Origin of the sequence: Cryobacterium sp. TMT1-62, assembly GCF_004403145.1 — a bacterium.
Classification (GTDB): Bacteria; Actinomycetota; Actinomycetes; order Actinomycetales; family Microbacteriaceae; genus Cryobacterium; species Cryobacterium sandaracinum.
On sequence record NZ_SOGZ01000034.1, the window covers coordinates 91878 to 112012 of the forward strand.

The window sequence follows — 20135 nt, forward strand, 5'->3', positions numbered from 1 at the left end:
GAGCGAAATAACGGGCAACCGACTCGATAACCTTGCCAGACCGTGTTTCCATTAGGTACAGGTTAAATTGGTATCAGTTGGTATCAGTCTGGAGGAGGAAACCATGTCCCAGATCGCAGCCGCAAATGGTGCCGTCAACAACGAGAAGGCTCCCCACCAGCTCACCGCGGCAGACCGCTGTGATGCATGTGGAGCCCAGGCCTACATTCGTGTGGTGGTGAACAACAGCGAACTGCTGTTCTGCGCGCACCACGGCCGTAAGCACCAGGAGAAGCTCGCCGCCATCGCGGAGAGCTGGCACGACGAGTCGAGCCGCCTCCTCGAGGACCAGCGCTCCTAGCGGTATCGGTCGGCCTCAGGCAGCTCTAGCGGTCCTGCGACCGGCCGATGGGCCTCTATTCCATGGGGAGTCCGAGCCGCAGCGCAATCTGATTGCGTGCGGCTCGTGCCATGTCGTCGGCAGCCAGTGAATCGTCACCGGGCAAATACTCGTGACCGACACGAGCGAGGGCCGCACGCAGCAGGTGGTCGGCCAGTCCGGGGTTTTTGGCGAGAACGGGACCGTGAAGATGGGTCCCGACGACGCTACCCATGACCAGTCCCTCCGCACCCGCGCCATTGCCCGATCCGGAGAGCACCTGGCCGAGCGGCGCCGCCTCGCCACCGACATAGCTGCGCCGATGATTTTCGAAACCGATCAGACGTCCGAACCGGGAGGCGACCACGATGTCATCCGTGGCCCGTGCCAGCATCGGGACGGCGCGACCGGCCACGATGCCCAGCCCCTCGACAACGGATCCGTCGGCGAGTTCGATTCCCCAGCTCAGAAGTTCCCAGCCGGTTCCGATCAGGAGGATGGGGACACCCGCGGTGGCCCAGGTGCGCAGCTCCGTGGTCATCGTCGCGAGGATGTCCCTGGCGCGCACCATGTCGGAGTCGGAGCCCGATCCGACGACGACGGCATCGACTTGGTCCGGCAGATCGGCCGCGGAGCGCACCTCCACGACCGTGGCGTCGGCACCGGCCCATCGGGCCCGCTGGGCGAGAACGCGGGCGTTGGCGGCATCGCCGTTGGTGCCCAGGAGTTCGGGAAGCAGCGACACGATCGAGAGCGGACGGGTCATTCCTGCTCCTCCTTGTTAGTGACGAGCCCCAGATGCGTCCTGGTGCGTCGCATGGAGTCTGCGGAGAAGATGATCGTCTTCAAACCCGCCAGCGGTTCGGGCAGGGCCAGGAAATCGTCCAGGGCCAGGCCCAGGTTCGGCTCGATGCGGTCGACGACGACGTCGTCGTATACCAGCTGAAGGGCAATATCGTGCGCCTTCGAACCGGATGCAATACGGACCCGGCCAAGACCCGAGGTGTTGACGGGCCAAAAGTAGGACGGGTCGCGCACGTCTGACCCGATTGCGATGAGGATCTGCTCGGTCTTCGGCTCGAGGCTGTCGACGTTCAGCTGAAAACTGGCCGGGTTCTGCACCAGTACGAATTCCACCTGCTGGCCTCGAACCGTGACGATCTCACCACGGCCGAAGACCGGTGGGATGGCCGAGATGGCGTTGATGGCCAGCACCGGATCGAAGCGGTCGCCGAGCGCGGCCTGCGCCGTGCACAGCGCGGTCAGGGCGTCGACGGCATAGTGCGTTCCGCGGGCGGGCAACCCGAGCGGGTAATCCACACCCGCAATGCTCACGGTGGCGCGGCGGCCCTGCACCGAGGTGAGGAGCATCCCCTCCCCCGCGTCCAGCCTGGTGGCGGTGGTCGCACTGTAGCCTAAGCCCCGCGGATTGTCGGCGAGAACGTCGGCGGACACGCCGTAGCGCGCGACTGCCGAGGAAACGGGCAGGCGTGCGGCGAGGTCGGTCAAATACTGGTCGTCCGCGTTGACCACGACGGTTCCGGTGGCTCTGGCGGCGATCTTGGCGAGCATGGCCGCGACCATGTTCGAGTCATGAAATCGGTCGATCTGGTCGACCATGACGTTCGTCAGCGCAACGACGCGCGGCGTCAACGTACCAGAGATCAGGGCTCCGTGGCCCTCATCCATCTCCAACACGGCGATGTCGCCCGCGATATGACCGCTCAGGCTGGCCTGCTCGAGCAGCGCGGAGGTAAGACCCTGGCTGATGTTGGCCGTGGACTGGTTGGTGAAGACAACGGTACCGTGAGCGCGGAGCGCTGCGACCAGCATCTTGGTCGTCGTTGATTTGCCGCTCGACCCGGTGACGATGACCAGGCCGCCCGGAAAGCTGTTCAGGCTGCGCGGAAGGAATCCGGGTGCGATCCTGTTGACCACGAGACCCGGGATCGCGGATCCGCCGCCCGGCTTCCGCCACCGGGCCAATTTCCGTACGATGCGTCCCAGAAGAATCGCCGGTGCGTAGCGCAAAACGAGCTCTACTCGAGGTAGTCGCGTAGGGACTGCGACCGTGAGGGGTGACGCAGTTTGGCCATGGTCTTCGACTCGATCTGACGGATGCGCTCACGCGTCACGCCGAACGTGTCGCCGATCTGGTCGAGGGTCTTCGGCATGCCGTCCCCGAGGCCGAAGCGCATGCGGATGACGCCGGCTTCTCGTTCGGAGAGCGAGTCGAGCAGGCTTTCCAGCTGCTTCTGCAACATCGTGAACCCGACGGCGTCCGCAGGCACAACGGCTTCCGTGTCCTCGATCAGGTCGCCGAACTCGCTGTCGCCGTCCTCACCGAGCGGAGTGTGCAGGGAGATGGGTTCGCGGCCGTACTTCTGGACTTCGACGACCTTCTCCGGGGTCATATCCAGTTCGCGGCTCAGCTCTTCCGGGGTGGGCTCCCGGCCGAGGTCCTGAAGCATCTGGCGCTGGACGCGGGCGAGTTTGTTGATGACCTCGACCATGTGCACTGGAATACGGATCGTGCGGGCCTGGTCGGCCATCGCACGCGTGATCGCCTGACGGATCCACCAGGTCGCGTAGGTGGAGAACTTGAAGCCCTTGGTGTAGTCGAATTTTTCGACGGCACGGATGAGGCCCAGGTTGCCCTCCTGGATCAGGTCGAGGAATTGCATGCCGCGGCCCGTGTAGCGCTTGGCGAGCGAGACGACCAGGCGAAGGTTTGCCCCCAGGAGGTGGCTTTTGGCGCGGGCGCCGTCTTTGGCGACCCACATGAGCTCGCGTCCGAGGGCGCTCTTCTTCTCGGCGTCGCTCATCTGAGACATCTTGTCTTCGGCGAAGAGCCCGGCTTCGATTCGCATCGCGAGCTCGACCTCTTCGGCGGCGTTCAGCAGGGCGACCTTGCCGATCTGCTTCAGGTAGTCCTTGACAGGGTCGGCCGTCGCGCCCGTGATTGCACTGGAGTAAACCGGCACCTCGTCGTCGTCGTCGACCAGTGACAGTACCAGGGCGCCGCTCGGGAGCGCCTCGGTGGATGCTGCGCGCTTCTTTTTGGCCTCGTCGGAGTCGTCGTCGGCATCCGCGTCATCTCCGCGGGCGGCCTCATCGTGTTCGTCAGATGCCGGCTTGGCCTTCGCCTTCGTGCTGGCGGCGCGCTTGCGCGGCGCGGGCTTCTCTTCACCGCTTACTGCGGCCGCTGCCGCAGTAGCGGCCTTGGCCAGAGCGGCCTTGGTCGGCTTCTTCGCGGCGGCCTTGGCTGCCGGCGCAACTGCGTCTGAAACCTCAGTGGTGCTCACGGTGAGTTCTTCGGTCTGCTCGATTTTTTTGCGGGTTGCCATTCGAACACCTCTCATGCCGTGGCGCGGGAGCCTGCGGCGCTGCCAAGCGGGTCCCGACCGGGTGGGTCTAGCGGGAGAGGAGCCTGGGCAGTTTGGATTTTGGGCAGTACTAGGACCCATGTCAAGTCCCGGGCTATTCACACCGACACTGCTGTCGTTGCTCCCAGGACCAGAACGGGCCCTATTGACAATCATTGCATGCTTTGTGTAGGAGACAAGCCAGGCGCGCAGCTATTCAGGCTGCTGCCTCCGGCGCCATGCCCGCGCCACGGCGACCCAGAGCGGCGCGACTTCCACTCCCTCGTCGCGGGACAGCTGGCTGCGGGTGCGGGCCCGGGCGTGCAGCAGGAAAATCACGCCGAGTCCCACAACCAGGAACTGCACAGAAAACGCAACCCGAAAGGAGTCGAGCGAATACAGATCGCTCACCTCCCCCCTGGCGGTGCGCCAGCCGTCCTGCAGGTCAAGCAGTAGCCCGATGAGGTAGACCATCACGAAACTGGCGGTGAAGCCGCCCACGTTCACGACGCCGTTCGCCGAGCCGTGGCTGCGCTGGGGGTTGAAGGTGCGCGCGAAATCGAAGCCGATCAGTGAGCCGGGTCCCCCGATGCCAAGTGCGACGAGCAGCACCAGCATCAACCAGAACGGCGGCTGCTCCGGCCACAGCAGCACCGCGGCCCAGGCCGCGCCCATCAGCGCGACGACGCCGAGCACGATGGTGCTGCGGCGCAGCGGAAAGCGCGCCGTCAGGATCCCCAGGATCGGCCCGCACACCATGCCGGCACCCACCAGGACCATCAGCATCGCCGCGGCGAGGGACGGGTCGTAGCCAAGTCCGTACACCATGAAAGGGAATCCCCAGAGCAGGGTGAAGACGGTTCCGGAGGACTGTGTGACGTAGTGCGACCAGAAGCCGAGCTGGGTTCCAGGCCGCTTGAAACTGTGTGTGAGCTGCAGTAGCGCGCCACGCCAGCTGGTGGTCCGGTTCTGCATGGATGCGCGCTCCGGCTGGTCCGTCACCACGACGATGACCACGATCAGGGCCAACACGGCAACCGAGGCGGCGGAGAGGAACGTCGGCGTCCACCCCCAGGTGTGCAGCACCCACGCCAGCGGTAGGGCGGACAGCACCTGGCCGAGCTGACCGATGTTGCCCAGCCACTGCGAGAGCTGAGGAACGATGCGTCCGGAGAACCACGAGGCGATGAGACGAATCATCGAGATGAAGATGGCGGCGTCGCCGGCACCGACGAGGATGCGCCCGAGCACGGCAATCGGGATGTCGGGGGCGAAGGCGAGCGTGGTCTGGCCGACCACCATCAGCCCTGTCCCGGAGGCCACCAGCACGCGAGGCCCGTACCGATCGATCAGGACGCCCACCGGAATCTGTGCCGCCGCATAGACGGCGAGTTGCACGACGGCGAGGCTCGACAGCAGCGCGGCAGACCCGCCGAACCGTTCGGTGGCGGCGACACCGGCGATCCCGAGGGAAGAGCGCTGCAGGACGGCGGAGAGGTACGCGAACGATCCGACGTAAAAGATCAACCAGGACCGGCGCGAGTTCATTGCCCCAAACTTACCCGCGCCGAAGCATCCGGATTCACGGCGACGCGCGGCGGATCAGGCCGGCGAACCGTCGTCTCTGCTCCGCCGGGTGGCGAGGAAGTTCTCCAGTTCGGCGGCGATCTCATCGGCGCTGGGCAATTCGCCGGCCTCGTCGGTCAGTGGGGAGCGCAGCGTGCTGCCCTCCATATAGGCGTCGTAGCGCTCTTCGAGCGTGCCGACGAGCTTGCCCAGCTCGGGGTTGTCCCGCACTTGCTCGTCGATGCGGGCGACGAACTCGCGGTTCTTCTCTCGCACCCGATCGGTGGGGAAGATCAGCCCGGTGGAGGCACTCGTGCTGTCCAGGGCTGCGAGGGCGGCGAGGGGGAATTCCGTGTCGGCCAGATAGTGCGGGATGAGCAGTACGAACCCGACGACGGAGACGCCAGCCTCCTGCAGCCGGTATTCCACCAGGTGCAGCACGTTCGCCGGAACCTGGGTGTTCGGACGCCAGACCGACATGCTCTCGACCAGATCGGACCGGTTTCCGCTGACGGTCACGCCGATCGGACGGGTGTGCGGGACCGGCATCGGAATCGCGTGCACCCAGGTTGTGGAGGCCACCTTGAAGCGGCGCTCAAGCTGCAGCACCGCGGCGGTGAACTGTTCCCAGCGGAAATCCGGCTCGAAGCCGGTCAGAAGCAGGAACGGCTGGCCGATCTCGTCCCGGGCCTGGTACACCCTCAGGGCGGGAGGCTGATAGTCGGTGAGGTGGTCCTGGTCGAACTGGATGATCGGCCGCCGCGCCCGGTAGTCGAGCAGCACGTCGGCGTCGAAGGTCGCGACGACGGTGTGGTCAAGGGTTTCCAGAAGGTATTCCGTGAATTGCGAGACGGCGCCACCGGCATCCGCGAAGCCCGTCAGACCCGCCACAAGGTGGAGCCCCTCCGGGACGTTTTGCGCGTCCGCAGTCAGCTCGTAAATGTCACCAGGATCCCGCATGACATTAACTGTAAGCGCCAAATTCCGGGCGGTGCGGGAATCGACGACCCCGCCGTGATGCCGAGAGCGAACACACCCGGAGCGTACGATCGGGGGATGAACGCACCCCGTCTGACCATATCCGCAGCACCCGCCCTCGAATCGGAGGTGGACGTTCTCATTGTCGGGGCGCTCCAGTCCGGCGACACCGCCGCCCTGTTCGCTGACGCCGCCTTCGCCGGCCTCGCGGACCAACTCGCCCCCCTGGGTATCACGGGTGGTCGCGATCAGGTGGTGCGACTGCCTGCGTCGATCGGCAACGCCCGCAGCATCGCCGTTGTCGGAATCGGCAAGGAGGTCACGGTCGATGCGCTGCGCCATGCTGCCGGGTCGGCCGTTCGCCAGCTGACCGGCGTGACCTCGGTTGCCTTCGCCTTCCCCACGACCACGGATGCCCAAGCGGAGGCCGTCCTTGAGGGTGCCGCGCTCGGTGCGTACTATTACACCGCGTACCGGCAGAACTCGCTCGCCGCGACCAAGATCCCGGCGCAGGAGATCACGGTGCACACCGCCGCGGAGGCGGCCGGAGCCTCCACCCGCGTCGGAGTCATAGCCGAGGCCGTCAACCTGGTCAAGGACCTGGTCAACATGCCGCCCTCCGACCTCTACCCGGAGGCACTCGCGCGCCTGTCCATGGACGCCGCCGCGGGCCTTCCCGTCGCCGTGCGCGTCTGGGACGAGGCGGAGCTGGCCGCGGATGGTTTCGGCGGCATCGCGGGCGTCGGCCAGGGTTCCAGCCGGCCGCCGCGCCTGGTCAAGGTCAGCTACACGCCGGAGGGCGCGACGCAGCACATTGCCCTGGTCGGCAAGGGCATCACCTTCGACACCGGCGGACTCTCACTGAAGCCGCCGGCATCCATGGTCGGCATGAAATACGACATGACCGGCGCGGCGACCGTGCTGGCCGTGACCCTGGCGGCCGCCCGCCTGGGGCTCAACGTGCGTATCACCGCCTGGCTCTGCATCGCGGAGAACATGCCGTCCGGCTCGGCCATCCGACCCAACGACGTGTTGCGGATCCGCGGAGGCCGCACGGTCGAGGTGCTGAACACGGATGCGGAGGGTCGCCTGGTTCTTGCGGACGGTCTCGTCGCGGCCGGCGAGGAGTGCCCGGATGCGATCGTGGACGTGGCGACGCTGACCGGCGCCGCCCTCGTCGCACTCGGCACCCGCTACTACGCCGCCATGGGTGAGGATGCCCTGGTCGCCCGGGTGCTCACCGCCGGCAAATCGGTGGGTGAGCTGGTGTGGCCGATGCCGCTTCCCGAGGAACTGCGCCCTCTACTCAACTCGGATGTCGCCGACATCGCCAACGCGAAGATCGGCAGCACCCACGGCGGCATGCTGCTCGCCGGAGTATTCCTGCAGGAGTTCATCGGAACCCGCGGCAACGGGGACGGCACCGAGACGATCCCGTGGGCCCACCTGGACATCGCCGGGCCGGCCCACAACACCGGCAGCGGGTGGGGATTCACGAATGCCGGGCCGACCGGAATCTCGGTTCGGACTCTGCTCCGACTGGCCGAGGACTTTTCGCGCCCGTAGTACAGTCAAGTGGGCGAGAAATCTCGCCCACTCTCGCCTGCCCGGATGCGTATCCTCGCTGCGGGCAGACCGGGTTGTGATGTATGAGGGAGTATCTGGGTGTCGGAACAGAATTTTGACCTTGTCGTTCTCGGCGGCGGAAGCGGTGGCTACGCGGCCGCATTGCGTGCCGTTCAGCTGGGGCTCACCGTTGGCCTGATCGAAAAAGGCAAACTCGGCGGAACCTGTCTGCACCTCGGTTGCATCCCGACCAAGGCACTCCTGCACTCGGCCGAGGTGGCCGATTTCAGCCGCGACGCCGCGAAGTATGGTGTCAAAACGCAGTTCGAGGGCATCGACATGCCCGCCGTGAACGCGTTCCGCAAGAGTATTGTGGCGTCGAAGTTCAAGGGGCTGCAGGGTCTGATCAAGTCGCGCGGCATCACAGTGATCGAAGGTGAAGGTCGACTGATTTCGCCGAACGCCGTGCAGGTCGGTGCCGACACCATCGTGGGTAAGAACATCGTCCTCGCGACAGGCTCCTACTCCCGCTCCCTGCCGGGGCTCGCCATCGGCGGTCGAGTCATGACCAGCGAGCACGCCCTCGAGCTCGAGTTCGTCCCGAAGAAGGTCGCCGTGCTCGGCGGCGGCGTCATCGGCGCCGAATTCGCGAGCGTCTGGAAGTCCTTCGGTGCCGACGTCACCATCATCGAGGCACTTCCCCACCTGGTTCCCAACGAGGAAGAGTCCATCTCCAAGCAGCTGGAGCGCGCCTTCCGAAAGCGTGGCATCGAATACTCGCTCGGCATCCGGTTCCAGAGCGTCACTCAGCACGAGAACGGCGTCGTCATCACCCTGGAGGACGGCACCGTCATCGAGGCTGAGATTCTGCTCGTCGCCGTCGGGCGTGGCCCGTCGACCGCCGGACTCGGCTTCGAGGAGGTCGGCGTCACCATGGACCGCGGCTTCGTCCTGACCGACGAGCGCCTCGCGACCAACATCCCCGGCGTCTTCGCCGTGGGCGACATCGTCCCCGGCCTGCAGCTCGCGCACCGCGGATTCCAGCAAGGCATCTTCGTCGCCGAGGAGATCGCCGGTCTCAACCCGATCGTCGTCGACGACCTCAACATCCCCAAGGTCACCTATAGCGACCCGGAGATCGCCTCCGTTGGCTACTCGGAGGCCAAGGCTGCCGAAAAGTTCGGCGCCGACCAGATCTCCACCGTCGAGTACAACCTGGGTGGAAACGGCAAGAGCTCCATCCTCGGCACGAGTGGCTCCATCAAGCTCGTCCGGGTCAAAGACGGCCCCATCCTCGGTGTCCACATGATCGGCGCCCGCGTCGGCGAGCTGATCGGTGAGGGACAGTTGGTGGTGAACTGGGAGGCCTACCCGGAAGACATCGCCCCGTTCCTGCACGCGCACCCCACCCAGAACGAGGCACTCGGCGAGGCCTTCCTGGCGCTGGCCGGCAAGCCGCTTCACGCGTAGCCGTCGAACCTCTGCATTCAGACACTCAGTACTCTAATTACAGACAATTCGTTTTGAAGGAGACAATCGCATGAGCGAATCCGTTAACCTCCCGGCACTCGGTGAGAGTGTCACAGAGGGTACGGTCACCCGCTGGCTGAAGAACGTGGGAGACCGCGTCGAAGTCGACGAGCCGCTGCTGGAAGTATCGACCGACAAGGTGGACACGGAAATCCCGTCCCCCATTGCCGGCGTGATCGAGGCCATCCTGGTTCAGGAAGATGAGACCGTCGAGGTCGGAACTCCGCTGGTCACGATCGGTGACGGTTCCGGTGCCTCCGCTCCCGTCGCGGAAGCGCCTGCGCCGGTGGACGCTCCCGAGCCCGTCGCGGAAGCGCCGGCACCGGTGGCCGCCCCCGCACCCGTGGCGGCACCCGCACCCGTTGCAGCACCCGAACCGGTCGCGGCACCCGCACCGGTCGCGGCACCCGCACCGGTCGCCGCTCCCGAACCGGTCGCGGCACCCGCACCGGTCGCCGCTCCCGAACCCGTCGCTGCACCCGCACCGGTGTTCGCGCCCACACCGGTCGCGGCGCCCGTTGCTGCTGCGGCTCCTGTCGCTGCCCCCGTCGCCGCCCCAGCACCTGCCGCTGCCCCCGTGGTCGCGCCGGAGCCGGCCGTCTCCCGCGGATCGCACGCGGGAACATCCGGCTACGTCACCCCCATCGTCCGCAAACTCGCGAACGAGGCCGGCGTCGATCTGTCTCGCGTGGTCGGAACCGGTGTCGGTGGACGCATCCGCAAGGAGGACATCGCGCTCGCCCAGGCCAGCGCTCCCGTCGGGACGGCTGCAGCAACAGCTCCGGCCGTGGAGGTTTCCGCCCTGCGCGGGACCACCCAGCCCATGTCGCGTCTGCGCAAGGTCGTCGCCGAACGCGCCGTCATCTCGATGCAGTCATCGGCTCAGCTGACCACGGTGGTCGAGGTCGACGTGACCCGGGTCGCGATTCTTCGCGACCAGGTCAAGGCCGATTTTCACGCCAAGACGGGTAACAAGCTGTCCTTTCTGCCGTTCTTCGCTCTCGCTGCAGCCGAGGCACTTCAGGCCAACCCAATCATCAACGCCACCATCAACGGCGACACGATCGTGTACCCGAGCCAGGAGAACATCAGCATTGCGGTCGATACCGAACGCGGCCTGCTGACCCCGGTCGTGCGCAACGCGGGCGAACTCGATCTGGCCGGATTCGCCGCTCAGATCGCCGATCTCGCTCAGCGCACCCGCGACAACAAGCTCAAGCCCGACGAACTGTCTGGTGGAACGTTCACGCTGACCAACACCGGTTCGCGCGGTGCGCTCTTCGACACCCCGGTCGTCTTCCTGCCGCAGAGCGCCATCCTCGGCACCGGGGTTGTCTACAAGAAGCCCATCGTCGTCAGCCAGGGTGGCCTCGACGCGATCGCGATCCGCTCGACCGTGTTCCTGGCTCTGTCCTATGATCACCGCATCATTGACGGCGCGGATGCTTCACGCTTCCTCGTCACCATGAAGCAGCGTCTCGAGGCAGGTGCCTTCGAAGCAAACCTCGGCATCTAGTCGATGTCGTCCGTGAGACCAGACCTTGACTGGTAGTCGAAAATATCCCTGATTCGCCAGCCGGCCTCGCCCTTGACCACAAGGACCGAGGCCGGCTGTCGTTCTGCATCCGGGGCCTGAAGCGACACGAGCGCGACATCCCCCATTCGCTCCACCAGAACCGCCGCCCACGACGACCAATCCTCGAATTCGGCGACCTCGCCGCCCTGTTGCATCATGCGCAGGGTGTAGCTGTCGGCCGCCAGAGCCGCCGATTGCGCCTGGTGCACGGCATCGAGGCAGACCACCGAAACCTCCGCAAGGCACCGGCTGCGGACCCGCAGCAGGGCCGGAAGCGCGACCACCGGGTCGTCACCGGTCACCACGGCTTCCTCTCGGGGAGACCCGTCGCCGCCTACTTCGTCGCCGTCAGCGGTGGTCGACTCGGCCGGCTTTGAAGAGCCCTCCGGCCGCGCTCCGTCGGTGTGTGCGGATCCACCCGCGGCCAGCGCCATCACCGCCAGTCCCGTACTCAACAGGGCCACGAGGGCCACGAGGAGCAGCGGCCCACGGCGGAGGCGGAACCGCCGGCCCAGCAGCGACTTCAGCCCACCGGCCGGGTGACCTTCCCACAGCCGGCCAACCGCCGTGCGAGCACGCGAGACCCGGCTGCCGAGCATCCGTTTGGCCCGGGGATCCTCTGCGGCAAAGCGGACCTTCTCCGTGGGAGCACATCCGACGAAATCGTCACTCAGAGGTCTCCGGAGCCAGTCGACGGCCGGTTGCGGCCCGCTGACGGCCTCGGGGCTCCGACCCAGCCTCACCGGCCTGGCCTCGGCCCAGGCGAACAGGAGATGCTCGACCTCGCCCCAGGTACGGGCCGCCGAGCCAGCGGCCGGCACCGCACACCACCGTTCCAGGTCGCAAAGGACCGTCGGGACCGGAACGACGGGATCGACGTGGTCGAGCACCGTCCGGATGACCTGCGCGAGCCGGCCGTGCACCAGGGCGAGCGCCTCGGACCGCCCGCGACCGGCTTCGGGCAGCGCCCGGAGCTCTCCCAGCCCGGTCAGGACCGGGCGCCCGCTGGAGTCGAAGAGAATGCTCGCGAGGCTGACGGCCGGATGGATCAGGCCGATGGCCTGCAGCTCCGCCAATGCGGCCGCGATCGGCGCCAGGATCGTGACCGCCTCCCCGGGAAGCAAGTGGCTGCGGCCCTCCAGAAAGCCGCTCAGCGACCCGCCCGTGAGCTGTTCCAGTACGAGGCAGGTGCGGCCATCGGCCAGGGTGCCGACATCGACGAGCGTGGTCAGCCGTCCGACCGTCAGGGTGGTCAGGGCTTGGACCTCCCGTTCGATCGAGAAGTCATCCGTTCCCGGATGGAAGACCTTGAGCACGACGGACGTCGTGGAGCCACCCTGCTCCCACCCCCGCGCCTCATCCCCGGTCGAGGTCGACGGGGACGGCGCCACGCCCACATACAGGTCGGCCCGGTCGGTTGACGCCAAGCGCCGCAGAGCGCGGTAGCCTGCGACCAATGTGGGGCCGCCGCCGGGTACCGAGCCGGTCGAGTGCGGCGGGGACGCGGGCCCCGGATTGCGGACGCGTCGACCGCGAGTTCTCATACCGGACATGCTGGCCTCGCCGCTCCCCTCCCGGCCGACCCGGACTCGGTTCGGGGACAACCGGGCCGCCAACCCCGTGGGGAGGAGCGCCGGGGTTTAGGATGAGGGCATGCTCGACTTTGTCGTCGCGGGGCTAAGCGCCAACTCCGTGCCGTATGTTGAGGGCCTTGAGCTCCAACGCGCAGTCCACCGTTCCGTCGTCTCCGGGGAGAGGTCGGACACCGTCATCTTTCTCGAACATCCGAGTGTGTATACCGCCGGGAAGCGCACAGCTCCTGAGGAGCGTCCCCGAAACGGAACCCCCGTCATCGACGCGGACCGCGGTGGGAAGATCACCTGGCACGGCCCCGGGCAGCTGGTCGGGTATCCGGTTATTCGCCTCCGGGAGCCCGTCGACGTCGTCGGCTACGTGCGCCTCCTCGAGGGGATCCTCATCGACGCCCTCCTGGGCTTCGACATCGTCGGCTGCCGAATCTCGGGCCGTTCAGGAGTCTGGGTCGGCCCGGAGGGCCGGGAAGACAAAATCGCCGCCATCGGAATCCGCGTCGCGGAAGGAGTGACCATGCACGGCTTCGCCCTCAACTGCAACAACTCGCTCGAACCCTACGACCACATCATCGCCTGCGGGATCAAGGACGCCGGCGTCACCACCATCTCGAGAATGGTCGGCCACGACGTGAAACCGGCCGACCTCATCGCCCCCATCACGGCCCAGTTCGAGACCGTCTGGGCGGTGTCCGCATGAGCGCGACGCCCGAGGGACGCAAGATGCTCCGCCTTGAGATCCGCAATATGGAAACGCCGATCGAACGTAAGCCCGCCTGGATCAAGACGGTGGCGAAGATGGGACCGGAGTACCGCAAGCTCCAAAACCTGGTGAAGGGCGAAAACCTGCACACCGTGTGCCAGGAGGCCGGCTGCCCTAACATCTTCGAATGCTGGGAAGACCGCGAGGCGACCTTCCTGATCGGCGGGTCACAGTGCACGAGGCGGTGCGACTTCTGCCAGATCGATACCGGCAAACCTGCCGAGTACGACACGGATGAGCCGCGCCGTGTCGCGGAATCCGTCGTCAAGATGAATCTGCGCTACGCCACGGTGACGGGCGTCGCCCGCGACGACCTGCCAGACGAGGGCTCCTGGCTCTACGCGGAGACCATCCGGCAGATCCATCAGCAGAGTCCCGGAACCGGCGTCGAGATTCTGGTCCCGGACTTCTCCGGTAACCCGGACCACCTCGGCGAGGTTTTCTCCGCCCAGCCCGAGGTCTTCGGCCACAATGTGGAGACCGTCCCGAGAATCTTCAAGCGAATCCGGCCGGCATTCCGCTACGAACGGTCCCTGGACGTCCTCACCCAGGGCCGCGATGCGGGACTTATCACGAAATCGAATCTGATCCTGGGCATGGGCGAGGAGCGCGCGGAGGTCAGCCAGGCCCTCCAGGACCTGCACGACGCCGGGACCGACATCATCACGATCACCCAGTATCTGCGGCCGAGCGCGCGTCATCTGCCCGTGGCCCGCTGGGTGAAGCCGGAGGAGTTCGTCGAACTCAAGGAGGAAGCCGAGGCCATCGGTTTCCTTGGTGTGCTCTCCGGCCCGCTTGTGCGCTCGTCCTATCGGGCCGGCCGGCTCTGGGCCCAGTCCATGCTGGCGACCGGTCGCGAAGTTCCGCCGCAACTGCGCCACCTGGCGGACGCATCCCTCGGGTTCGCGCAGGCGGTCTCCTGATCAAAAATCGGTCACGAGACATTCGGGTGACTGGGTAGTCTTGGAACCATGGCACGCAGCAAGGACAAGACTCCCCGCCCCCCCAAGAAGCCCGGCCGCATGAAGCAAATGTGGCAGGTGTTCCAGATGACACGCCGCTACGACAAGAAGATCGTGTTGTTCATGGTTCTCGGCTTCGTGGTGCCCGTCGCGGTCGCGCTGGGACTTGCCCTTATTCTGTCCCCCGGAAGCATCCTCAACATCGTCTTGTGGACGATTTCGGGTGTGCTCACCGGAATCCTCGCCATGCTCATCATCCTGGGCCAGCGCGCCGAGAAAGCCGCATACACGCAGATCGAGGGCCAGCCCGGCGCCGTCGGCGCGGTGCTGCGCGGTTCGCTGAAGCGCGGTTGGGTGGGAAGTGAGATGCCCGTCGCCGTCAACGGCAAGACTCAGGATGCCGTGTACCGGGCTGTCGGCCGCGGCGGCGTGGTGCTGATCAGTGAAGGGCCGCGCACCCGAACGGCCCGCATGCTCGAGGAAGAGCGCCGGATGGTGACCAGGCTCGGCGGCAGCATCGCCGTCACCATCATCAGCGTCGGCCCCGACGCCGATGCCGTGCCGCTGCACAAACTGGCCCGGCGCCTCACCCGGATCAAGCCCACCCTGACCAAGGCCGAGGTGCTCGCCGTGAACAACCGGTTGAATTCCATGACCAAGAAACTGCCGATCCCCAAGGGCGTCGACCCGATGAAGGCGCGTCCGCAGCGCGGAAACTAGGCTCTTCCCCTCGCGGCTCAGGCTAGGAGCGGATGAGCACCGTTCCCGCGACCTTGTCGTGGAAACCGCGCTGGTCCGAGTCCCAGACCAGAGCGGGGGCCGCCAGCCCGAGCAGCAGGGACCGCACGACGGGGCGCCACAACCCGACCCAACCCGGCTGGAGCGGAACGACCCGGAGCCCGACCAGACGGTGGCCGATGCTGCCGCCAATGGTCGGGATGAACACGATCTGGAGCCCCACGAAAATGGCGGTCACAGCGAAGCCGTTGACCACGCCGCTCGTGCTGAAGAACAGTGCCGCCGCCCCGTAGGCCAGGGCCCAGTCCAACGCGAGGGCGCCGATCCTGCGGCCGACGCGCCCCACGGAACGGGTTCCCTCGTTCGGCAGGCCGAGGCGCTCCCCCGGCCAACGGCTCGGTGGAAGTTGTCCAAAAGTGGTCGAATTCGAGGCTGCGGCAGACACGGGCTGAGTCTACCGATCGGGCCCCGCTGTAACATGTGTGAAACATAAGCGTCACTGCCGGGTAATGGCATCCCAGTAGCCTCAAAGAAGCCGCAGCGCGCGACTTACACGTTCTATGCCCACGTCGTTTGGAGAAAAAACCGCATGTTCCGCGATTCGTCAGAAGTGCTCAAGTTCATCAAAGACACGGACGTCAAGTTCCTAGACATCCGTTTCACCGATTTGCCGGGTGTTCAGCAGCACTTCAACATCCCCGCGTCGACCGTCGATGAGGAGTTCTTCACGGTCGGGCAGATGTTCGACGGTTCGTCGATCCGCGGTTTCGCGTCGATCCACGAATCCGACATGCAGCTGATCCCGGACGTGACCACGGCCTACATCGACGCGTTCCGCACCGAGCGCACCCTCATCATGCTTTTCGACATCTACAACCCGCGCAACGGCGAGATCTATTCGAAGGACCCGCGTCAGGTTGCCAAGAAGGCCGAGAAGTACCTGGCTTCGACCGGGATCGCGGACACCGCATTCTTCGCTCCGGAGGCCGAGTTCTACATCTTCGACGATGTTCGCTACGAAGTGAACCAGCACTCCAGCTTCTACTCCGTGGACTCCAGCGAGGGTGCCTGGAACTCGGGCAAGGAAGAGGTCGGCGGGAACCTCGCCAACAAGACGCCTTTTAAGGGCGGCTACTTCCCCGTCAGCCCGGTCGACCAGCACGCCGACCTGCGCGACGACATCTGCCTCAAGCTGATTGACGCCGGACTCATCCTGGAACGCAGCCACCACGAGGTCGGCACCGGCGGCCAGGGCGAGATCAACTACCGCTTCGACACCATGGTGCACGCAGCCGACGATCTGCTCAAGTTCAAGTACATCGTCAAGAACACCTCGGCCGAGTGGGGAAAGACGGCCACCTTCATGCCGAAGCCTCTGTTCGGCGACAACGGCTCCGGCATGCACACGCACCAGTCACTGTGGGCGGACGGCAAGCCCCTTTTCTACGACGAGTCCGGCTACGGCGGACTGTCCGACGTCGCCCGCTGGTACATCGGCGGTCTGCTCAAGCACGCACCGGCCGTACTCGCCTTCACAAACCCGAGCGTCAACTCCTACCACCGTCTGGTGCCGGGGTTCGAAGCTCCCGTCAACCTCGTCTACTCGGCGGGTAACCGCTCGGCGTCCATCCGGATCCCGATCACGGGCACCAACCCGAAGGCGAAGCGCATCGAGTTCCGCGCTCCCGATGCCTCGGGCAACCCGTACCTCGCCTTCGCCGCCCAGCTGATGGCCGGACTGGACGGCATCAAGAACCGGATCGAACCGCACGAGCCGGTCGACAAGGACCTCTACGAGCTGCCGCCCGAAGAGGCCAAGAACATCCCGCAGGTTCCCGCATCGCTCGGCGAGGCCCTCGTAGCCCTTGAGAACGACCACGACTTCCTGCTTGCCGGTAACGTCTTCACGCCCGAACTGATCGAAACCTGGATCGACTACAAGCGTGAGATGGAAATCAAGCCGCTCGCGCAGCGTCCGCACCCGTTCGAGTTCGAGCTCTACTACGGCGTCTAGACCGCAGCCCCGGCAACCGGCTGGGTATAGGCAGGAGGACCTCATCCCCTCGGGGATGCGGTCCTCCTGCCTGTACCGGACCTACCCGCCGAAGGGGCCGGCGCGCTCCACCGGCCCATAGAACAGGCGCTCGAACACCGCGCGGGCGCGTCGGGTCACCGAGAGGTATTCCTCCTCGAGCTGGTTGGCAGAGCCCGGCGGGTATTCCATCACCCGGGCGACGCCCTCGAGCTGCACGCGGTCGGTCGGGAGGACATCCGCGGTCTTGTTGGTCCAGAGGGTGATCGCGGACCGGCAGCGGGACGCGAAGAGCCACGCTGTGGTGAGAGTTTCGGCATCCGTCTCGTTGACCAGGCCCGCGGCGACGGCCGCGCGGAGGGCGCCGAGCGTCGACGAGGTACGCAGCTCGGCGATGTCGGCCGCATGCTGCAGCTGAAGCAGCTGCACGAACCACTCCACGTCGCTCAACGACCCTCGGCCGAGCTTGAGGTGCCGGTTGGGATCGGCGCCCTGCGGCAGCCGTTCGTTTTCGACTCTGGCCTTGATCCGCTTGACCTCACGGATCGCCTGTTCGCTGATCGATGACGGATACCGCACCTCGTCGGCGACGGCCTCGAAGTCGGCCAGGAGCCGGGCGTCGCCGGCGACTCCTCTCCCCCGCAACAGCGCCTGTGCCTCCCAGGTGAGCGACCAACGCCGATAGTAGGCCTCGTAGGACTCGAGGGACCTGGCAACGGAACCGTTCTTCCCCTCAGGGCGCAGCCCGATGTCCAGGTCCAGAGGCAGGCGGTTGTCATCGGTGAGCCGCGACAATTCCTTGACGATGAACTTCGCCCGGTCGTGGGCTGCCTCGCCGGTGAGGGTGCCCGGGCGAAAGACGTACATCACGTCGGCATCCGAGCCGAACCCCAGTTCCGAGCCGCCGAACCGGCCCATGCCGATCACGGCGAATTCGATCCCGTCGGCGTCCTGACCGTCTTCGGCACCGTCGAGCGTGGTGCCACGGATGGCGGCGAGCACCCCCTCGATGATGGTGGCGGTGACGTCGGTGAGCCCCGTCGCCAGCTCGTCGATGCTGACCTGGCCCAGGATCGCCGAGAACGCCAGCCGCAGCATTTCGCGGCGCCGGGCCGTGCGCAGGATCGAGGCGGCCGCCTCCGGGCTCTCGTGCCGTGCCAGCACGGCGCGGGCCTCCTCACGGAGGGTGGCCGCGCTGCGGGGCCGCAGGTCGTCCTCGTCTTCCAGCCAGGCCACGGATTCGGGAATCGTCTCCAGGAGCTCGCCGACGAAACGGGATGAGGACAGCACCCGGGTGAGTCGCTCGGCGGCCCCGGATGAGTCGCGGAGCATGCGCAGGAACCAGTAGGTCGTACCGAGACTGTCGCTCAGGCGCCGGAACGCGAGCAGCCCGTAGTCGGGGTCGGGTCCCTCGGAGAACCATTGCAGCAGCACAGGCAGTAGATTGCGCTGAATCGTCGCCCGTCGGGACACCCCGCCGGTGAGGGCCGCGATGTGACCGAGGGCGCCCTTGGTGTTGCGGAATCCGATCGCGGCCAGCCGGGCCTCGGCCTGGGCGCTGGTGAGGCCCAGCCCGTCCGCGGGAAGCGCGGCCACCGCCGACAGGAGAGGGCGGTAGAACAGGCGCTCATGCAGGCCGCGCACCCGGTGCTTGGTGTTCAGCCATCGGACGCTCAGCTGGGCGGCGTTCGGGGCGAGCCCGGTCGCCCGGGCGAGGACGCGCAGGCTCGACTCGTCGCGCGGGACAAGGTGGGTGCGCCGGAGCTTCTCCAGCTGCAGGCGGTGCTCCATCAGCCTCAGGATGCGGTACTCCTGAGCGAACTCGGCCGCTTCAGCGCGCCCGACATATCCGCTCTCGGCCAGCGCGGTCAGCGCTGGCAGGGTGCCGGCCTGCCGAACCGCCGGATCCGCCTGACCGTGCACGAGCTGCAGAAGCTGCACAGTGAACTCGATGTCGCGGAGGCCGCCGGGGCCGAGCTTCAGCTGCACGGCGACTTCGTCCTCCGGAATGTTCTTGGTGACGCGCTCGCGCATCCGCTGCACGGACTCGACGAAATTCTCCCGGCTGGCACTGGTCCACACCTTCGGGGACACCGCCGCCACATACCGGCCCCCGAGCTCGAGGTCGCCCGCCAGCGGTCTGGCCTTCAGCAGCGCCTGGAACTCCCAGCTCTTCGCCCAACGGTCGTAGTAGGCCAGGTGAGACTCGAGGGATCGCACCAGGGCGCCGGACTTGCCCTCGGGACGGAGGTTCGGGTCCACTTCCCAGAGCTCGGGTTCGACGGCGGGCTGATTCAGGCCCCGCATCAGCAGGATCGCGAGCCGGGTGGCGATATCGACCGCGCGCGGCGCTTCCAGGCCGGCGGCCGGGTCACCCTCGGCGACGAAGATCACGTCGACATCACTGACGTAGTTCAGTTCGCCGGCGCCGGCCTTGCCCATGCCGATCACCGCGAGCCGGGTGGCGCGCACCTCTTCCTCCGGGAATACGCCTCGCCCCGCGACCAGGCCGGTGGACATGCTCCGCGCGACGGCCAAGGAGGCCTCCAGCGCGGCGGCCGCCAGGTCGGCGAGCGTGCGGGCGACGGCGTCCAGGCCCGCGACCGGGTCGGCCTGCTCGAGGTCGTAGGCGGCCAGCTGCGCCAGGCGGCGCCGATAGCGCACCCGCAGGGCGACCCAGCCCTCATCGTCGACGAGGCTGGCGAACCCGTCCCGGGTACCGACCGCATCCAGCAGGTCCTCGATCAGTTCCGGCAGGTCGGGAAGGGCCGTGAGCGGCTGGGCGAGAACCGTCAATTCCTCCGGATGACGCAGGAAGAACTCGGTCAGTCCGCTCGACGCGCCGACGACCCGTAGCAGCCGCTGGGTCTGCTCCGGGTGCAGCAACAACGCCCGCACCTCGTGCGGTGCCTGGCGCAGCAGCGACACGAGGGCCGCGAGGGCGGCATCCGGGTTGGCAGTCTTGCCGAGCAGCGGCAGCAGTGCGGCCGATTCGGGTCCGCCCAGGTCACCGACCTCGTCCAGCCGAAAACGCACCTCTCGCAGCTCGACGAAGCCTACCCGGGCGAGCTCGGTCAGGGTCAGCTGTTCCCGTGCCATCGGGTCTCGTCTC

At 66.6% G+C, this 20135-nt stretch carries 16 protein-coding genes; 8 read left to right on the top strand and 8 right to left on the bottom strand.

What is annotated here, in order from left to right; translation table 11 throughout:
• Positions 1–103: 103 nt before the first annotated feature.
• Positions 104–340 (top strand): hypothetical protein, encoded by a 237-nt coding sequence (locus tag E3T34_RS10090; protein WP_104101999.1) that lies wholly within the window; start codon positions 104–106, stop codon positions 338–340.
• A gap of 55 nt (positions 341–395) precedes the next feature.
• Here the strand turns inward: E3T34_RS10090 and E3T34_RS10095 are convergent, their stop codons facing one another.
• The 5 genes from E3T34_RS10095 to E3T34_RS10115 all read right to left on the bottom strand — a co-directional run bounded on the left by E3T34_RS10095 (position 396) and on the right by E3T34_RS10115 (position 6249).
• Entirely contained in the window at positions 396–1124 is a 729-nt protein-coding gene (locus E3T34_RS10095; RefSeq protein ID WP_134342899.1) for a type 1 glutamine amidotransferase, read from the bottom strand.
• The gene (locus E3T34_RS10100) at positions 1121–2296 is read right to left on the bottom strand and encodes a MurT ligase domain-containing protein (RefSeq protein ID WP_134342900.1); all 1176 of its coding nucleotides are present in this window, start codon (positions 2294–2296) and stop codon (positions 1121–1123) included. The genes E3T34_RS10095 and E3T34_RS10100 overlap by 4 nt, the downstream gene beginning before the upstream one ends.
• A gap of 101 nt (positions 2297–2397) precedes the next feature.
• Positions 2398–3705, bottom strand: coding sequence for an RNA polymerase sigma factor (locus E3T34_RS10105; RefSeq protein WP_134570218.1), 1308 nt, complete (start codon positions 3703–3705; stop codon positions 2398–2400).
• A gap of 231 nt (positions 3706–3936) precedes the next feature.
• A complete protein-coding gene (locus E3T34_RS10110; protein ID WP_104101987.1) occupies positions 3937–5271 on the bottom strand; it encodes a nitrate/nitrite transporter in 1335 nt (444 codons plus the stop codon).
• 54 nt (positions 5272–5325) lie between these two features.
• Complete coding sequence (locus tag E3T34_RS10115) at positions 5326–6249, bottom strand: proteasome assembly chaperone family protein (RefSeq protein WP_104101984.1); 924 nt, start codon at positions 6247–6249, stop codon at positions 5326–5328.
• Positions 6250–6345: 96 nt separating this feature from the next.
• On the opposite strand from E3T34_RS10115, the gene E3T34_RS10120 reads away from it, so the two are divergent.
• The 3 genes from E3T34_RS10120 to E3T34_RS10130 all read left to right on the top strand — a co-directional run bounded on the left by E3T34_RS10120 (position 6346) and on the right by E3T34_RS10130 (position 10879).
• On the top strand, positions 6346–7833 hold the full coding sequence (locus E3T34_RS10120; RefSeq protein WP_134342901.1) for a leucyl aminopeptidase: 1488 nt from the start codon (positions 6346–6348) through the stop codon (positions 7831–7833).
• A 99-nt stretch (positions 7834–7932) separates the two neighbouring features.
• Complete coding sequence (gene lpdA, locus E3T34_RS10125; RefSeq protein ID WP_134342902.1) at positions 7933–9303, top strand: dihydrolipoyl dehydrogenase; 1371 nt, start codon at positions 7933–7935, stop codon at positions 9301–9303.
• Between the two features lie 70 nt (positions 9304–9373).
• Positions 9374–10879 carry a 2-oxo acid dehydrogenase subunit E2 gene (locus tag E3T34_RS10130; RefSeq protein WP_134342903.1) on the top strand — a complete coding sequence of 502 codons (1506 nt, stop codon included), beginning with the start codon at positions 9374–9376 and terminating at the stop codon, positions 10877–10879.
• Here the strand turns inward: E3T34_RS10130 and E3T34_RS10135 are convergent.
• Positions 10876–12483 carry a protein kinase gene (locus tag E3T34_RS10135; protein ID WP_166785880.1) on the bottom strand — a complete coding sequence of 536 codons (1608 nt, stop codon included), beginning with the start codon at positions 12481–12483 and terminating at the stop codon, positions 10876–10878. The genes E3T34_RS10130 and E3T34_RS10135 overlap by 4 nt on opposite strands.
• 109 nt (positions 12484–12592) lie before the next feature.
• Between E3T34_RS10135 and lipB the strand changes: the two genes are divergently transcribed.
• Genes lipB through E3T34_RS10150 form a run of 3 tightly spaced genes read left to right on the top strand, consistent with a single transcriptional unit; the run spans position 12593 to position 14973 of the window.
• Positions 12593–13228: a lipoyl(octanoyl) transferase LipB gene (lipB, locus tag E3T34_RS10140; RefSeq protein ID WP_104101969.1), complete on the top strand. Its 636-nt coding sequence runs from the start codon at positions 12593–12595 to the stop codon at positions 13226–13228.
• Entirely contained in the window at positions 13225–14214 is a 990-nt protein-coding gene (gene lipA, locus E3T34_RS10145; RefSeq protein WP_134342905.1) for a lipoyl synthase, read from the top strand. Before lipB ends, lipA begins: the two co-directional genes overlap by 4 nt.
• Before the next feature lie 48 nt (positions 14215–14262).
• On the top strand, positions 14263–14973 hold the full coding sequence (locus E3T34_RS10150; protein ID WP_104101963.1) for a DUF4191 domain-containing protein: 711 nt from the start codon (positions 14263–14265) through the stop codon (positions 14971–14973).
• A 22-nt stretch (positions 14974–14995) separates the two neighbouring features.
• Here the strand turns inward: E3T34_RS10150 and E3T34_RS10155 are convergent, their stop codons facing one another.
• Entirely contained in the window at positions 14996–15436 is a 441-nt protein-coding gene (locus E3T34_RS10155) for an RDD family protein (RefSeq protein ID WP_134342906.1), read from the bottom strand.
• A gap of 144 nt (positions 15437–15580) precedes the next feature.
• On the opposite strand from E3T34_RS10155, the gene glnA reads away from it, so the two are divergent.
• Positions 15581–17005, top strand: a complete 1425-nt coding sequence (glnA, locus tag E3T34_RS10160; protein ID WP_104101957.1) for a type I glutamate--ammonia ligase — start codon at positions 15581–15583, stop codon at positions 17003–17005.
• An 81-nt stretch (positions 17006–17086) separates the two neighbouring features.
• Here the strand turns inward: glnA and E3T34_RS10165 are convergent, their stop codons facing one another.
• Positions 17087–20122, bottom strand: a complete 3036-nt coding sequence (locus E3T34_RS10165) for a bifunctional [glutamine synthetase] adenylyltransferase/[glutamine synthetase]-adenylyl-L-tyrosine phosphorylase (RefSeq protein ID WP_134342907.1) — start codon at positions 20120–20122, stop codon at positions 17087–17089.
• Positions 20123–20135: the final 13 nt, after the last annotated feature.

Coding starts and splice junctions, on each gene's coding strand:
- lipB (WP_104101969.1), top strand. CDS start 12,593: ATGCTCGACTTTGTCGTCGCGGGGCTAAGCGCCAACTCCGTGCCGTAT.
- E3T34_RS10120 (WP_134342901.1), top strand. CDS start 6,346: ATGAACGCACCCCGTCTGACCATATCCGCAGCACCCGCCCTCGAATCG.
- lipA (WP_134342905.1), top strand. CDS start 13,225: ATGAGCGCGACGCCCGAGGGACGCAAGATGCTCCGCCTTGAGATCCGC.
- E3T34_RS10110 (WP_104101987.1), bottom strand. CDS start 5,271: ATGAACTCGCGCCGGTCCTGGTTGATCTTTTACGTCGGATCGTTCGCG.
- E3T34_RS10105 (WP_134570218.1), bottom strand. CDS start 3,705: ATGGCAACCCGCAAAAAAATCGAGCAGACCGAAGAACTCACCGTGAGC.
- glnA (WP_104101957.1), top strand. CDS start 15,581: ATGTTCCGCGATTCGTCAGAAGTGCTCAAGTTCATCAAAGACACGGAC.
- E3T34_RS10095 (WP_134342899.1), bottom strand. CDS start 1,124: ATGACCCGTCCGCTCTCGATCGTGTCGCTGCTTCCCGAACTCCTGGGC.
- E3T34_RS10090 (WP_104101999.1), top strand. CDS start 104: ATGTCCCAGATCGCAGCCGCAAATGGTGCCGTCAACAACGAGAAGGCT.
- E3T34_RS10130 (WP_134342903.1), top strand. CDS start 9,374: ATGAGCGAATCCGTTAACCTCCCGGCACTCGGTGAGAGTGTCACAGAG.
- E3T34_RS10165 (WP_134342907.1), bottom strand. CDS start 20,122: ATGGCACGGGAACAGCTGACCCTGACCGAGCTCGCCCGGGTAGGCTTC.
- E3T34_RS10135 (WP_166785880.1), bottom strand. CDS start 12,483: ATGAGAACTCGCGGTCGACGCGTCCGCAATCCGGGGCCCGCGTCCCCG.
- E3T34_RS10115 (WP_104101984.1), bottom strand. CDS start 6,249: ATGCGGGATCCTGGTGACATTTACGAGCTGACTGCGGACGCGCAAAAC.
- E3T34_RS10150 (WP_104101963.1), top strand. CDS start 14,263: ATGGCACGCAGCAAGGACAAGACTCCCCGCCCCCCCAAGAAGCCCGGC.